This window comes from Pseudorhizobium flavum (genome assembly GCF_044142885.1).
Classification (GTDB): Bacteria; Pseudomonadota; Alphaproteobacteria; order Rhizobiales; family Rhizobiaceae; genus Neorhizobium; species Neorhizobium flavum.
On the sequence record NZ_JBIOKZ010000002.1, the window covers coordinates 244889 to 259353 of the forward strand.

Genomic DNA, 14465 nt, shown 5'->3' on the forward strand with positions numbered 1-14465 from the left:
GGGCGCCTTCATCTCACACGGAGTTCCGGATGCTTGCACCCGTGGTTTCGGCGGATCGACCGCCCATTCTCGAGATGCGCGGCATCTCCAAATCATTTGGCGCCGTCAAGGCGCTTTCCGACGTTAGCTTCACCGTGCGCGAAGGAGAGATTCACGCGTTAGTCGGGGAGAACGGGGCGGGAAAATCGACCCTGATGAAGGTCCTGTCCGGCGTCTATCCGCATGGCAGCTACGAAGGTTCGATCCTGTTCGACGGTCAGGAGCGCCAATTCCGCGACATCAACGGTTCCGAAGCACTCGGCATCATCATCATCCATCAGGAACTGGCGCTCATTCCGCTGATGTCGATCGCGGAGAACATTTTCCTGTCGAACCCGCCGTCGCGCTTCGGCATCATCTACAGGTCGGCCGTCCACGAGCGCACAAAGGCGCTGCTTGCGAAAGTCGGCCTCAGCGAAGCGCCGGACACGTTGATCACCAATCTGGGGGTCGGTAAGCAGCAGCTGGTCGAAATCGCAAAGGCGCTGTCGAAGGACGTGCGCCTGCTGATCCTCGATGAACCGACCGCCAGCCTCAACGAGAGGGACAGCGCGGCGCTGCTGGAACTCCTGAAGGAATTCCGGGCCCAAGGGATCACCTCGATCCTGATCTCCCACAAGCTGAACGAGATTTCCGCCGTCGCGGACCGTATCACGGTGCTTCGGGACGGCCGCACGGTCGGTACCCTCGACTGCCACGAAGGCGTGGTGGAGGAGGACGAGATCATCCGCAGGATGGTCGACCGCGACATGGAGAGCCGCTATCCGAAACGCGAACCGAAGATCGGCGACGTCATCTTTGAGGTGAAGGACTGGTCGGTCTACCATCCGCAGCATTCGGAGCGCCACGTCGTCAAGAACGTCTCTATGCATGTCAGAGCCGGTGAAGTCGTCGGCATCGCGGGCTTGATGGGAGCTGGCCGCACCGAATTCGCAATGAGTCTGTTCGGCCGCTCCTGGGGTCGCGATATCTCCGGAACCGTGCGCCTGCGCGGCAAGGATATCGACGTGTCCGACGTCCACAGGGCTATCAAGGCTGGACTGGCGTATGTCACGGAGGACCGCAAGCAGCTCGGACTGATCCTGCCGGAGGACATCCGCAAGAACGTCTCCCTGGCGCATCTCGGCGGCGTCTCATCGCGCGGCGTCATCGACGACATCCGCGAAATGAAGGTGGCCCAGGAGTTCCGCAACCGCATGCGCATCCGCAGCCACAACGTCTACCAGGAGACGGGCAAACTCTCCGGGGGAAACCAGCAGAAGGTGGTGCTGTCGAAGTGGCTCTTCACCAACCCGGATCTGCTGATCCTCGATGAGCCCACCCGCGGCATCGACGTCGGTGCCAAATACGAGATCTATTCGATTATCAACGAACTGGCGGACGCCGGTAAGGCTGTCATTGTAATATCGTCTGAAATGCCGGAACTCATCGGCATCTGCGACAGGATCATGGTGATGCACGAGGGCGATTTCGTCGGTGAAGTGGCCGGAGAGGAGGCCACACAAGAGAACATCATGCGTGCCATCATGCGCCGCAAAGAGAGGGAAGAATGAGTAACCCGCCCAACACCATGGCCTCGCCTCAGCGGGGCACCGGCTTCTGGAAGGAGAACCTGCGCGAGTACGGGATGATGATCTCGCTGCTGGCGATCGTGATCTTCTTCTACTTCGCGACCGACGGCGTTGTCCTCAAGCCCCTCAACCTGACCAATATCATCCTGCAGAACAGCTACATCGTCATCATGGCGCTTGGCATGCTGATGGTGATCGTGACCGGACACATTGACCTCTCCGTCGGATCCGTCGCCGGTTTCATCGGCGCAGTCGCAGCCATGTTGATGGTGCAGTACGACGTACATTTCGTTGTTGCCGCCATCCTCTGCCTGGTGCTCGGCGGATTGATCGGGGCGGTTCAAGGATTCTGGGTCGCCTATTTCAAGATCCCGTCCTTCATCGTGACCCTGGCAGGGATGCTGGTCTTCCGTGGCCTCATGATCGCCGTGCTGAGCGGTCGTTCGATTGGCCCGTTCGATCCGACATTCCAGAAGCTGTCGTCGGGCTACATCCCGGAACTCATCACCTCGGCAAACGGCCTCTATGTCACCTCGCTCATCCTTGGGCTGGCCCTGGCCGCGCTGCTTGTCTGGCAGAATTTCCAGAGCCGGGCGCGTCGTGTTTCGCATGATGTGGAAACGGAGCCCTTCGGCTTCTTCGTAGCCAAGAACATCGTCATCTTCGCGATTGTAAGCTATATCGCCTACCTGATCGCTTCGCACCGGGGCATGCCGAACGTTCTGATCATCATGGCGCTGCTGATCGCGGCCTATGCCTTCTTCACCAACCGAACCATCCTCGGGCGGCAGATCTACGCGGTGGGCGGCAACGAGAAAGCTGCGGCGCTATCCGGCATCAAGACCGCGCGGCTGACCTTCTTCACCTTCGTCAACATGGGTGTCCTGGCTGCTCTTGCGGGCCTTGTCTTCGCTGCCCGCCTAAATACGGCGACGCCCAAGGCCGGCCTCGGCTTCGAGCTCGACGTCATCGCGGCCTGCTTCATCGGCGGGGCTTCGGCCTATGGCGGCGTGGGCAAGGTGACCGGTGCGGTTATCGGAGCCTTCATCATGGGCGTGATGAACAACGGTATGTCGATCCTCGGGATCGGGATCGACTACCAGCAGGTGATCAAGGGGCTCGTGCTGCTCGGCGCAGTCTGCGTCGACGTCTATAACCAGCGACGCTGACCCTGCGCCATCCTGTCATGAAGGCGCGCCCCGACGCGCCTTCACCTTTTCTGTCTGGCACATGCCGGAACCGGCCGCGGGGCTGCGCGTTCGCCTGTCTTTACGGGAGAGTGCGAATGGATCGACTGAGTTCCGAATGGCTGGCGCGTTCGGGCTACGCCGCCCGCGGCATCGTCTACATCCTGGTCGGAGGCATGGCTCTGCTTTCGACTGTTGGCGGCGGGGAAGCGGATTCGAAATCAGCGATGCAGATGGTCCTCGAGCAGCCGCTTGGCGCGGTCTGGCTCGGACTGATCGGTGTCGGCTTGGTTGGCTTCATCGTCTGGCGGCTGGCGCAGGCAGTCCTGAATGCCGACCAACACGACAACAACATGAAGGGCTACATTATCCGAGCAGCTATGTTCGTGAGTGCCGCCACCTATACGGGTCTCGCGTCTTACGCCATCGGGCATGCTTTGAAGATTTCGTTCGGCAGTGGCTCCGGTAACAGCCGGGAAAGTTGGACCGCCTGGCTGATGCAGCAACCATTCGGGCCATATCTGGTTGCAGCTCTCGGCCTCGTGGTGATCGGGGCCGGTGCGGTGCAGGTGCACAAGGGTGTGACGCAGCGATACGAAAAGTTCGTCCGCATCAGCGGCGGGCATAAGCGGCTTCTCGACCTTCTGTGCATCTATGGCTTGGCCGCACGCGGAGCGATCTTTGTCATTATCGGCGTTTTCTTCCTGTATGCGGCCTGGGCTGTTGACCCGCAGCAGGGGGGGAGCACGGCGGATGCGTTGGCCTGGGTGCGGAGCCTGCCCTTTGGTGGCGTTCTCTACGGGTTGGCGGCGCTTGGGCTATTCGCCTTTGGTGCCTATGGTGTGATCGAGGCCAGGTATCGCATTATCCGGGAACCCTCCCTAAGTGAGGCACGGCATGCGCTACGAACGTGAGCGACGGCAGAGATCTTCAGGAGTGAGGAATGGTGTTTGATCAGAGGGTTGGCCGCAAGATCATCGACCGGATCTTAACGTTCGAGCCGATGAGCCTTATTCTTATTGCCGTCGCAGCCGGCGGTCTGTTTCTCTTCCTGCAGCTTACAGGAGAGGTCATCGAAGGGGATACGCACGCTTTCGATGAGCAATTCCTCCTGCTGCTTCGCTCGGCTGCAGACCCGGTCAATCCAATCGGGCCGAACTGGCTGCCGCATGCCATGGATGATATCACCGCGCTTGGCGGCGTGACCGTGCTATCGCTGATGACGGCGATGGTGGTCGGTTACCTGCTACTCGCTCGCAGAGGGAAGATCGCGCTTTTCACGCTCGTGTCGGTGGCTGGTGGATGGGCTCTGAGCGCCGCGTTGAAGGTTGGCGTGGCGCGCCCGCGTCCCGATATCGTACCGCATCTGGTCGAGGTCCATGACCTGAGCTTTCCGAGTGGTCATGCCATGGTGTCGGCGGCGACCTATCTTACGTTGGGAGCGCTTCTCTCACGGGCCGAACCGACGCGCACGACGCGCCTTTACACCATCGGCGTTGCGGTTTTCCTCACCTTCATCATCGGTTTGAGCCGCGTCTATCTTGGTGTACATTATCCGACGGACGTGCTCGGCGGCTGGTGTGCCGGTGCGACCTGGGCCTTGATCTGCTGGCTGATCGCCCGCCGTTATATCGTCCAAACACCGGGTTAAGTGCGTCGCTCGCCGATGGGGAAAACGAGGTTCTTGCTTGAGCAAAGCGGCATCAACCTCTAGACCTTGAGCGGCTGGAGCATGGCCGAAAATCAGGTGGGACACGTTGATCGATCCATACGAGACCCTCGGCGTCGCGCGCGACGCCGACGCCGCACAGGTCAAGACCGCTTATCGCAAGCGCGCAAAGAACGCCCATCCGGACACCGGCGGCGACATCGACGCCTTTGCCAAGCTGAAGACGTCCTACGAGCTGCTCTCCGACCCGGTGCGGCGCAAGGTTTTCGACGAAACCGGCTATGATCCGACCTTGGCCGATACCAAGGACCTCGAGGGCCTGCTGGTCTTGGAAGGCCTGATCAACGACTTCATCCTGGACGAGCGGGAACCGGGTAGTTTCGATCCGGTGGCTGCAATGCGGCGCAAGCTGACGGACAAGATCGTCAACGTCCGCTTCCATATTCTCGAACTGGAGAGACATCGGGCGAGGATCCGCAACCACCTGGATCGGATAGGCAAGCGGCCGGAAACCGATTTTCTCGGCAGCATGATGCGGGCCCGGAGTGAATCGATAACGGAGGCGATCGGCAAGGCCGAAGCGCAGATCGCGACCATCGAACAGGCCTATCAGATGCTCGATGGCTATTCCTACGAAATCGAGGTTGAGGCGAAATCGGCTGCCGAGTAGCTGTCGCCTCTGGCCATGTGCCCATTGTCGCCTAGCTTAGCATTGCGAGACGGCATGGAGGCGGCAGATGGTGATCGATCACTTCTTTCTTTCGGAAAACGACTGGGTTCCCAACAATCCGCATCTGCCGGTGATCGTCTGCCACGGAATTGCGGCGGCGGAGGGCGATCTGGCAACGACCTTCGAGAAGACCTATGCCCGCAACGGCTGGCAGGGGATCTGGCGAAACGGCATCTTCGACTATCATCACTACCACACGATGGCGCATGAAGTGCTGGGGATTGCTCGCGGCCAGGGCGTCGTCATGCTCGGGGGGCCGGCAAGCCGGGAAGTGAAGCTGGCTGCGGGCTATTGCCTGATCCTGCCGGCCGGTACCGGGCATTGCCGGTTGTCGGCCAGCGACGATTTCCTCGTCATTGGGGGCTATCCGCCCGGACAGGACCCCGACCTTCGGCGGGACGCGCCGGGCGAAGCGGGGCTCCACATCATTGCTACACTGCCGGTTCCGCAGAGCGATCCGCTTGGAGGCGAAGCCATCGCTACGCTCTGGCGCAGCGATGACTGATATCGGCCGTCAGCCTTTCCAGCGCAGGTAGATTGTCGAGAGCGGTGGCAGCACCAGTTGCACCGATTGCTCCTTGCCATGCGAGGAAACCCCGTCGGTCCACGCATCGACATTCCCGAGGTTGGAACCGCCGTAGCAGGAGGCGTCAGAGTTCAGCACCTCTACCCATCGGCCCGGACGGGGGACGCCTAGCCGGTAATCGTGGCGGGGCACTGGGGTCATGTTCGACAGGGCAAGAACGCAGGACGAGCGATCCTGCGACCACCGCATGATGCCGAAGATCGAGTTTTCGGCATCGTCTCCAACTGCCCATTCGAAGCCCTCTGGATGAAGGTCGCCGTACTGAAGCGCAGGTTCGGCTGCATAAAGATGGTTGAGGTCACGGATCAGTCGCTGCACGCCGGCGTGCATCGGATCGTCCAGCAGGTCCCAATGCACCGAGCTGTCATGGTTCCACTCGGTTCCTTGCGCGATCTCGCCGCCCATGAAGAGCAGCTTCTTGCCCGGATGGGCCCACATGAAGCCGAAATAGGCTCGCAGGTTCGCGTGTTTCTGCCAGATGTCGCCGGGCATCTTGCCGAGGAGGGAGCCCTTGCCGTGAACCACCTCGTCGTGTGACAGCGGCAGCATGAATCGCTCCGAGTAGGCATAGACCATCCCGAACGTCATCATGCCATGATGGTATTTCCGGTAGACCGGGTCCTCCTGCATGTAATGCAGGCTGTCATGCATCCACCCCATGTTCCATTTGAAGTCGAAGCCGAGCCCGCCTTCCTCCGGCGGACGCGTAACGCCAGGCCATGCGGTGGATTCCTCGGCTACCGTGAAAGCATGCGGGCATCGCTGATGGATGATGCTGTTCAGGTGCTTGAAGAATTCGACCGACTCCAGGTTTTCCCGACCGCCATACTGGTTCGGAATCCACTCGCCGGCATTGCGGCTATAATCGCGGTAGAGCATGGAGGCGACCGCATCGACGCGGAGCGCATCCACATGGTAGTGCTCCAGCCACTCCAGCGCGCTGGCGATGAGGAAGCCTTTTACCTCGTTGCGTCCGAGGTTGTAGATCAGCGTGTTCCAATCCTTGTGGAAGCCTTCGCGCGGATCCTCGTGCTCATAGAGGGCGGTGCCGTCGAAACGGGCGAGACCCCAGACGTCGGTCGGAAAGTGTGCCGGTACCCAATCAACAATGACGCCGATGCCTGCTGCATGGCATCGGTCCACGAAGTAGGCGAAGTCTTCAGGCGTCCCATAGCGACCTGTCGGGGCGAACAGGCCGAGCGGCTGGTAGCCCCATGAGCCCCCGAAGGGATGTTCCATGATCGGCAGGAGTTCGATATGGGTGAAGCCGAGGTCGGCGGCGTAAGGGATCAGACGCTGGCTGAGCTCGATCCAGTCGAGGTTCCGATTGCCGTCTTCCGGTATGCGCAGCCACGATTCCAGATGCACCTCATAAACCGACATTGCGCCTTCGCCGTCACGTACGTCATGCCGACGCATCCATTCGTCGTCACTCCAGCGGAAGGGTGCATTAGACGCGACGATCGAGGCCGTGGAGGGCGCCGCTTCGCTTGCGCGTGCTACAGGGTCAGCCTTCTGCGGCAGGGTGTAACCATCGCGGTCGATGATCTCGAACTTGTAGCGTTCGCCCGGCCCGAGTCTCGGGACGAATAGCTCCCAGATGCCGGCGGATGCGCGAAGCCGCATGGGATGGCGCCGTCCGTCCCAGGCATTGAAGTCGCCGACCACCGAAACGCGCTGCGCGTTCGGAGCCCAAACGGCGAAGCGAACGCCGGAGACATCCTCCACTTCGATCGGCTGGGCACCCAGCGCCCGCGCCAGATCATAATGCGTTCCCTGAGCGATCAGATGGAGGTCCAATTCGCCGAGGAGCAGACCGAAAGAATAGGGATCCTCCGTTTCCTGGACCGCATCGGGCCAGTGGATCTGGAACCGGTAGGTGCCGTGGCTGCCGATATCGGCGGCAAAGAGACCGCCTTCGAATACCTGCTCCATCCTCGCAATCACAGCGTCGCTGTCGGCATCGACCACGTCAACTGCCGTTGCGCCCGGGAGGAGCGCCCTGACGACATGAGTGTCACCGACCGGATGGCGACCAAGGATCGAGAATGGATCGCCATGGCGTCCCTCCACGAGAGCGTGAAGGGCACCGTAATCGAGATTGGCGAGGAGTTCAGCGCGCTCAAGGTTCATTCAGAATTCTCCAGGAGCCTCGTTGAAATTTGGGCGAAGCCTTCGAGCGGTATGGGAAGCCACTTGGGCCTGTTCCGGGCTTCGTAGGCGATCTCGTAGGCCGCCTTCTCGAGCAGGAACAAGTCCAGCACCGCATTGCGCTTCGCAGGGTCCATGTTAAGGGCGGGTGCTGCCGCGAGCGCGTCGAAATAGCGTTCGCGGAAGGCCTGTTCCGCTTCCCTGCCGAAGAAGTCCACGATCTGGTGACGTCGCGTCTGATCGGCATCCACCACGACATCCTGCTCGAGATCGGCGGTTGCCGCCATATAGCTCAAGGAACGGAGCAGGCCGGCCACGTCGCGAAGTGGGCTCGACTTGGCGCGGCGGTCGGCGAGGTCGCGGGCAGGCTCGCCCTCAAAGTCGATCAGGTAGGCATCGCTTTCCGCCACGAGGATCTGGCCAAGGTGGAAGTCTCCGTGATGGCGCGTCATGAGGGCGCCCTCCGCCGCATCCGCGAGGCGCGCGGCAGCCGCGAGAAGCTCCTCCCGCCGCGCGAGAAGGGGCTGGACGCGCTGTGCGACGGAGGCCTCGAGGTCTGCAGTCTCGCTTGTCAGAATGTCCAGAGCGGTTTCGATCTGCGACGTGACCGACTGTCGCCAGGTCACCACGTCGTCCTGTGTCGCCTTGACCGGCTTGAAGTCCGGATCGTCCGTCTCCCGGGCGAGCGCGACATGGAGTTCTCCCAGTCTCTGGCCGATCGTGCCGGCAAAGTCCACCAGCGGCCGGAACTGGTCGTGGATGACCTCGTCCTCCCCGCCAGTAAGCAGGATTTCGTCCATGCCGCGGCGTAGATTGCCGAGCATCCACGTCCACGCATCGCCCTGGTTTCGAATGGCGCCCTGGACGATGATGAGGGTGAAGCGGCTGCCGTCGGGGGCGATACGCGCCACTTCGCCCAGCAGGGGGGCCGTGTTCGCAAAACCGACCTTGGTGAGGTAGCGCGTCATCTCCACTTCCGGATGAATGCCCGGGAAGATGTGGCGGATCAGCTTGATCATCGCCATGTCGCCGACGATCAGCGAGCTGTTGGACTGTTCGGCGGAGAGCCAATGCACCTGCATCTCGTCGGTGATGCCCATGCAGTCCAGGTTTTCGGTGCCGATGAATTCGAGTGTCCCGGCCCGCCCGGATACCCGTGACCTCTCGCACAGGGCGCGGATGATGCCCCGGGCCATGCTTTCCATTGCGAAGCCGTCGGTCAGGAAGCCGACGCGTCGTCCCTGGCGGATACGGCCGAGCGCAAGCTGTTGGGCTAGAGCGGATGGATGCGTCTCGTCCCAGGCTGCGGCAAGCGGGAGGAGGTAGGTTTCGGTGTGACCTTCCAGATTGGCTTCCAGTTCGCCGAGCAGGATGTTGCCGACGAAGGGGAGAGGCGTCGCCGACACGAGGCTCACCCCATCCAGCCGCTCGCCCTTAGACCCGAACCAGCGGCGCTTGGAAACGTAGGCGGGCAAGATTTCGCGGGACAGGGTGCCGGCAACCCGTGCCTCCTCCAGAAGCTCGTGAAGGTCGCGGCGGATGACCATGGTCACGAGGTCCGGCAGTTGCTCCGGTGGCTCGTAGCGCCAAGCCGGTCCGTCGGCTTCCGCAACCAGCTGGAACCAGAAGAAGCCGTAGGGCGGCATGGTCATCAGGTAGGTCAGCTGGCCAATCGGCGGGAAGGGCGACATGCCCGTGAGTTCGATCGGCACACGCCCTTCGAATTCGGATAGGTCGAGTTCCACGGCCTGCGGCAGGCGCGATAGGTTTGCGACGCAGAGGATCGTCTCCCCCTGATGCTCGCGCAAATAGGCGAGGATCTTCCTGTTCCCCGGCGCGAGGAAGCGCAGGCTGCCGCGACCGAAGGCGGAGTGCTTGCCGCGCAGCGCCAGCATCCGGCGGGTCCAGTTGAGGAGGGAGTGGGCGTCTGCGACCTGTGCTTCGACATTGACCGCCTCGTAACCGTAAAGCGGGTCCATGATGGGAGGCAGGACGAGGCGTGCAGGGTCGGCCTTGGAAAAGCCGCCGTTGCGGTCTGGCGACCATTGCATTGGCGTGCGGACACCGTCACGGTCGCCCAGATAGATGTTGTCGCCCATGCCGATTTCATCGCCGTAGTAGAGGACGGGCGTCCCGGGCATGGAGAGGAGGAGCGCATTCATCAGCTCGATGCGGCGGCGGTCGCGTTCCATAAGAGGCGCGAGCCGGCGGCGGATGCCCAGGTTGATGCGGGCGCGCCGGTCAGCGGCATAGGTATTCCAGAGATAGTCCCGCTCCTCGTCGGTGACCATTTCGAGCGTCAGCTCGTCGTGATTGCGAAGGAATATCGCCCATTGGCAGTTTTCCGGGATTTCCGGTGTCTGCCGCATGATATCGGTGATCGGGAAGCGATCCTCCTTGGCGATTGCCATGTACATGCGCGGCATCAGCGGGAAGTGGAATGCCATGTTGCATTCGTCGCCATCGCCGAAATACTCGCGGGTATCCTCCGGCCACTGGTTGGCCTCGGCGAGCAGCATCTTGCCCGGATGGGTGGCATCGAGTGCCGCGCGGATCTTCTTCAGGATGTCGTGGGTCTCGGGCAGGTTCTCGTTGATGGTGCCTTCCCGCTCGATCAGATAGGGGATGGCGTCGAGGCGGAAGCCGTCAATCCCGGTTTCGAGCCAGAACCGCATGACCTTAAGGAGTTCATCAAGCACTGCTGGATTGTCGAAGTTGAGGTCCGGCTGGTGAGAATAGAAGCGATGCCAGTAGTAAGCGCCGGCGACCGGGTCCCAGGTCCAGTTGGACTTCTCCGTGTCCAGGAAGATGATACGCGTCTCGGGGAACTTCTGGTCGGTATCCGACCAAACATAGAGGTCGCGCTCCGGCGATCCGGGCGGTGCGTGCCGTGCCCGCTGGAACCAGGGATGCTGGTCCGACGTGTGGTTGATGACAAGTTCGATGATGACCCTGATGCCGCGCTCGTGAGCCGCATCGACGAAAGCCCTGAAGTCATCCATTGTTCCGTAGTCGGGGCTTACGTCACCGTAATCGGCGATGTCGTAACCATCGTCCCGGCGAGGCGAGGGGAAGAACGGCAAAAGCCAGATCGCAGTCGCACCAAGCGAGGCAATGTGGTCCAGCTTCTCGTGCAGACCCTTGAAGTCGCCGATCCCGTCGCCATTGGCGTCGAAGAAGGACTTGATGTGAAGCTGGTAGATTATCGCATCCTTGTACCACAGAGGGTCAGCAATAACCTGAGCCTGCGACTGCAGGGTATCCATTCGTAACCTCCCTTATCTCACGCGCCAGATGGCGAACGGCATTCCGGCCTCCAGCCGCAGCCGCTGCATTTTCCCGGTCCAGGTGAACTTCTGACCCGAGATCAGGTCCTCCATGGAAAGTGATCCCTGGTCCGGCAGGTTCCATGACCAGAGCGGGATTTCGACGTCCGCTTCCTGGGCATTGTAGGGATCGAGGCTGATCGCGATCAGCAGCACGTTTTCCCGGCCGGCGCTCGCCTTCTCGAAGAACATGACATTGTCGTTCCAGGCGGTGAGAAGCGTGAGGCCCAGATGCGAGTGGAGTGCCGGGTTCTCCTTGCGGATGCGGTTCAGGAGGCCGATCTCGTGCTTGATGTTGCCCGGTCGGTCCCAGTCCCAGGCCCGGATCTCGTACTTCTCGCTGTCGGCGTATTCCTTGCGCTTGGCATCTGGTCGCCCTTCGCAAAGCTCGAAACCGTTATAGACGCCCCAGAGCCCGGAAAGGGTCGCCGCGAGAGCTGCCCGGATCAGGTAAGCCGGGCGGGGCGCGTTCTGGAGGAAGTCGGGATTGATGTCGTGCGTGTTGACGAAGAAGTGCGGGCGGAAGAAGTCCTTTGGAGCTTCGGTGGTGATCTCGCGCATGTACTGCTCGAGCTCCCACTTGGCGTTGCGCCAGGTGAAGTAGGTGTAGGATTGCGAAAACCCGATTTTTGCCAGCCGGTACATGACCTTGGGCTTGGTGAAGGCTTCCGACAGGAAGATCACGTCAGGGTGGCGGGAGCGGATATCCGCGATCAGCCATTCCCAAAACGGGAAGGGCTTGGTGTGCGGGTTGTCGACCCGGAAGAGCTTCACGCCCTGGTCCACCCAAATTTGCACGACGTCACGAAGCTCCTGCCATAGCGCAGGAACTGCGTCCTTGGCGTAGAAGTCGACATTGACGATGTCTTCGTACTTCTTGGGCGGGTTCTCGGCGTAACGGATCGTCCCGTCCGGCCGCCAGTCGAACCAGCCTGGATGCTCCTTCAACCACGGGTGGTCGGGGGACGCCTGGATCGCCAGATCGAGGGCGATCTCGAGGCCATGGTCGTGGGCTGCGGCAACGAGGCGGCGAAAATCCTCGAAGGTTCCAAGCTCGGGGTGGATTGCGTCGTGGCCACCTTCCTCCGAGCCGATCGCATAAGGGCTTCCGGGATCGCCTGGCAGCGCCTTCAGGCTGTTGTTGCGTCCCTTGCGGTTGGTCGAGCCGATCGGGTGGATCGGTGGGAAATAGAGGACGTCGAAGCCCATTTCCCGGATAGCGGGTAGGCGATTGATGACGTCGTCGAAGGTCCCATGCCGGTTCGGATCACCGCTCTGGGACCGGGGGAAGATCTGGTACCAGCTGGCGAACGAGGCTCCAAGCCGCTCGGCGTCGAGGGGAATGATCTGCGACCGGAGCCGGAAAGGCCGCCGGTCCGCCCTAGCCATGATCTCCGACGTCTCGTGTGCGAGCAGGAGGTCGATCCGCTGCGCCTCCGAGCCCTGTTCCAGATCACCGACAAGCCTCTTTAGCTCGACTTTCAATCCCGCTTCTGCCGAAGCAATGGCGTCCTTGATCAGGTTGATCCCTTCCTGGATCTCCAGCTTCAGGTCCAGCCGCGCATCGTGCTTCTTGGTGAACTCGTAGCGGAAGATGGCGAAGGGATTTCGCCAGGCTTCGATCGCAAACTCGTGGCGGCCCATGCGCCGTGGCGTGAATTCCGCCCGCCAGCGATCGTTCTCGAACAGCTGCATCCGGACTTCCTGCCACTCGTCTTCGTCAGCCGGCCGCCACAGGAGCACGGCCGCCAGCGGATCATGGCCGTCGCCGAAGATGTCGGCCTCGACGCGAACGGTCTCGCCGACCACCCGCTTCACCACGAAGCGCCCTTCATCCACGGAGGGCGTGATCTTCTCGATCGCCAGGCGCGGTGCGGCCGCCGCCACTGCCAGATCGGGGAGTGAAGACGCGGAGAGGATCGGTTTGGAGACGCGACCTTCCAGGACGCGCACTTCCGCCGGCCTCAACCTTGCTCCGGAGGAGCCTTCGATCTCTTTCAGTGGCAGGAATGACGACGCGATCTGGTGGATGGCGTTGAGAGGGGGGGCTGCCGTCTGTCTCAGGTCGCGGTTGACGAGGATAACCCGCAGCGTGTCGGAGGTCCGCAGATCTTCCCGGTTCGACTGCACGATGGCGACGACCTGTGTGTTCGCTGCGGAGATCAGCGTGAAAGGACGTCGCTGGAACTGCCCCTGATCCTGCCGGAGCATGTCGTTGACAGAGCGGATCTCACCGCCGATGTCATAGGTTGACTGATCCCTCAGACCTGCGAGCCCCAAGCCATCACCGAACATCTGGTCCAGCGGTGTGGAAACGCCGTATTCGAAGCCCATCGGAAGCATGAGGCCGCCGCCGAAGTGGCCAGCAAGCTTCAACGATCGCAACGCCTTTCGCTGCAGGACCTCGCAGCCTTCGGACCCGTGGACGAGCCGCTTGCTGTAGGGAGCTTCCGGAAAAGCGATCTGGACGCCCAGTCCACGCTGGACCTCATGTTCTTCGGAGAGCCAGCCGTCCTGCAAGTTCCACCATGCGAAGGAGGAGAAGCAGCCGTCCATTCCTATGTCGCTAAGAGCGCGTCTCCGCTCAAAACCGATGCCGGGGGTCCAAGCGAAAATCGAAACATCTTGTCGATGGTTCCGCGCCGCCTTGATCAGTGACGACCATGCTTCCTCCGGAACCCTCTCGATGCCTAGGCAGCGGAAGCCGGAGATTCCGCACTCCACGAGTGTGCCGATCCGTTTCCGCCATTCCTCGAGATAGTTGTAGGTCGTCTCGCTGGGGGAAAGGTCGACAGACTGGCTGCAGCTTGCATCGGGCCCTATCCTCGGATCAGCCGCGATATCGCCGGTCCCGCGATCTTCGCGCGCAATCCGGTCGATGACGAGGTCGAGCATGAACCGGAGGCCTTGGTCTGCAGCCATCTTCGACAGACGGGACAGACCCGCACCAACGTCCTCACCGAGACCAAGGTCGGCGTCCAGTTGATCGAAGGTCCTTGAGACGAAGATGCTCGTCTTGCTGCCCCGCTGGAACAGCGGAGCCGTCAGGACGGTATCGAAACCCAAGGCCTTCGCGTGGACGAAAACCTCGCCCCAGGCCTGGTACCCCTTCAGCAGAAGTGGGTGGACATAGTAGATGCGAGGGGGCTGAGTAAGGCGGGAGACCGGAGCATTGAACGTGGGAACAGAATTCATCGCAGGGGCCT

Annotated in this window: 9 protein-coding genes; 6 read left to right on the plus strand and 3 right to left on the minus strand. The window is 61.5% G+C overall.

Annotation, left to right across the window (positions count from 1 at the left end):
• The first annotated feature begins 29 nt into the window (after positions 1 to 29).
• From mmsA to ACEPP2_RS04750, 6 genes are all read left to right on the plus strand, one after another.
• Complete coding sequence (mmsA, locus tag ACEPP2_RS04725; RefSeq protein WP_395515938.1) at positions 30 to 1592, plus strand: multiple monosaccharide ABC transporter ATP-binding protein; 1563 nt, start codon at positions 30 to 32, stop codon at positions 1590 to 1592.
• On the plus strand, positions 1589 to 2779 hold the full coding sequence (gene mmsB, locus ACEPP2_RS04730) for a multiple monosaccharide ABC transporter permease (protein WP_142587977.1): 1191 nt from the start codon (positions 1589 to 1591) through the stop codon (positions 2777 to 2779). Before mmsA ends, mmsB begins: the two co-directional genes overlap by 4 nt.
• A 116-nt stretch (positions 2780 to 2895) precedes the next feature.
• The gene (locus ACEPP2_RS04735) at positions 2896 to 3711 is read left to right on the plus strand and encodes a DUF1206 domain-containing protein (RefSeq protein WP_142587976.1); all 816 of its coding nucleotides are present in this window, start codon (positions 2896 to 2898) and stop codon (positions 3709 to 3711) included.
• A 29-nt stretch (positions 3712 to 3740) separates the two neighbouring features.
• Positions 3741 to 4448: a phosphatase PAP2 family protein gene (locus ACEPP2_RS04740; RefSeq protein WP_395515939.1), complete on the plus strand. Its 708-nt coding sequence runs from the start codon at positions 3741 to 3743 to the stop codon at positions 4446 to 4448.
• Positions 4449 to 4554: 106 nt separating this feature from the next.
• Positions 4555 to 5136, plus strand: a complete 582-nt coding sequence (locus tag ACEPP2_RS04745) for a J domain-containing protein (RefSeq protein WP_077546671.1) — start codon at positions 4555 to 4557, stop codon at positions 5134 to 5136.
• Positions 5137 to 5203: 67 nt separating this feature from the next.
• Positions 5204 to 5701, plus strand: coding sequence for a cupin (locus tag ACEPP2_RS04750; protein WP_395515940.1), 498 nt, complete (start codon positions 5204 to 5206; stop codon positions 5699 to 5701).
• A 9-nt stretch (positions 5702 to 5710) separates the two neighbouring features.
• Here ACEPP2_RS04750 and glgB read toward each other — a convergent pair whose 3' ends face one another.
• The 3 genes from glgB to ACEPP2_RS04765 are packed head-to-tail and all read right to left on the minus strand — an operon-like array spanning position 5711 to position 14454.
• Complete coding sequence (gene glgB, locus ACEPP2_RS04755; protein ID WP_395515941.1) at positions 5711 to 7915, minus strand: 1,4-alpha-glucan branching protein GlgB; 2205 nt, start codon at positions 7913 to 7915, stop codon at positions 5711 to 5713.
• Positions 7912 to 11199, minus strand: a complete 3288-nt coding sequence (treS, locus tag ACEPP2_RS04760) for a maltose alpha-D-glucosyltransferase (RefSeq protein WP_395515942.1) — start codon at positions 11197 to 11199, stop codon at positions 7912 to 7914. Before treS ends, glgB begins: the two co-directional genes overlap by 4 nt.
• Before the next feature lie 12 nt (positions 11200 to 11211).
• Positions 11212 to 14454, minus strand: a complete 3243-nt coding sequence (locus ACEPP2_RS04765) for an alpha-1,4-glucan--maltose-1-phosphate maltosyltransferase (protein ID WP_395515943.1) — start codon at positions 14452 to 14454, stop codon at positions 11212 to 11214.
• Positions 14455 to 14465 lie beyond the last annotated feature (11 nt).

Excerpts from the sequence above, each read along its gene's own strand:
- ACEPP2_RS04750 (WP_395515940.1), top strand. The coding sequence starts at position 5,204 with ATGGTGATCGATCACTTCTTTCTTTCGGAAAACGACTGGGTTCCCAAC.
- glgB (WP_395515941.1), bottom strand. The coding sequence starts at position 7,915 with ATGAACCTTGAGCGCGCTGAACTCCTCGCCAATCTCGATTACGGTGCC.
- ACEPP2_RS04740 (WP_395515939.1), top strand. The coding sequence starts at position 3,741 with ATGGTGTTTGATCAGAGGGTTGGCCGCAAGATCATCGACCGGATCTTA.
- treS (WP_395515942.1), bottom strand. The coding sequence starts at position 11,199 with ATGGATACCCTGCAGTCGCAGGCTCAGGTTATTGCTGACCCTCTGTGG.
- mmsB (WP_142587977.1), top strand. The coding sequence starts at position 1,589 with ATGAGTAACCCGCCCAACACCATGGCCTCGCCTCAGCGGGGCACCGGC.
- ACEPP2_RS04765 (WP_395515943.1), bottom strand. The coding sequence starts at position 14,454 with ATGAATTCTGTTCCCACGTTCAATGCTCCGGTCTCCCGCCTTACTCAG.
- ACEPP2_RS04735 (WP_142587976.1), top strand. The coding sequence starts at position 2,896 with ATGGATCGACTGAGTTCCGAATGGCTGGCGCGTTCGGGCTACGCCGCC.
- mmsA (WP_395515938.1), top strand. The coding sequence starts at position 30 with ATGCTTGCACCCGTGGTTTCGGCGGATCGACCGCCCATTCTCGAGATG.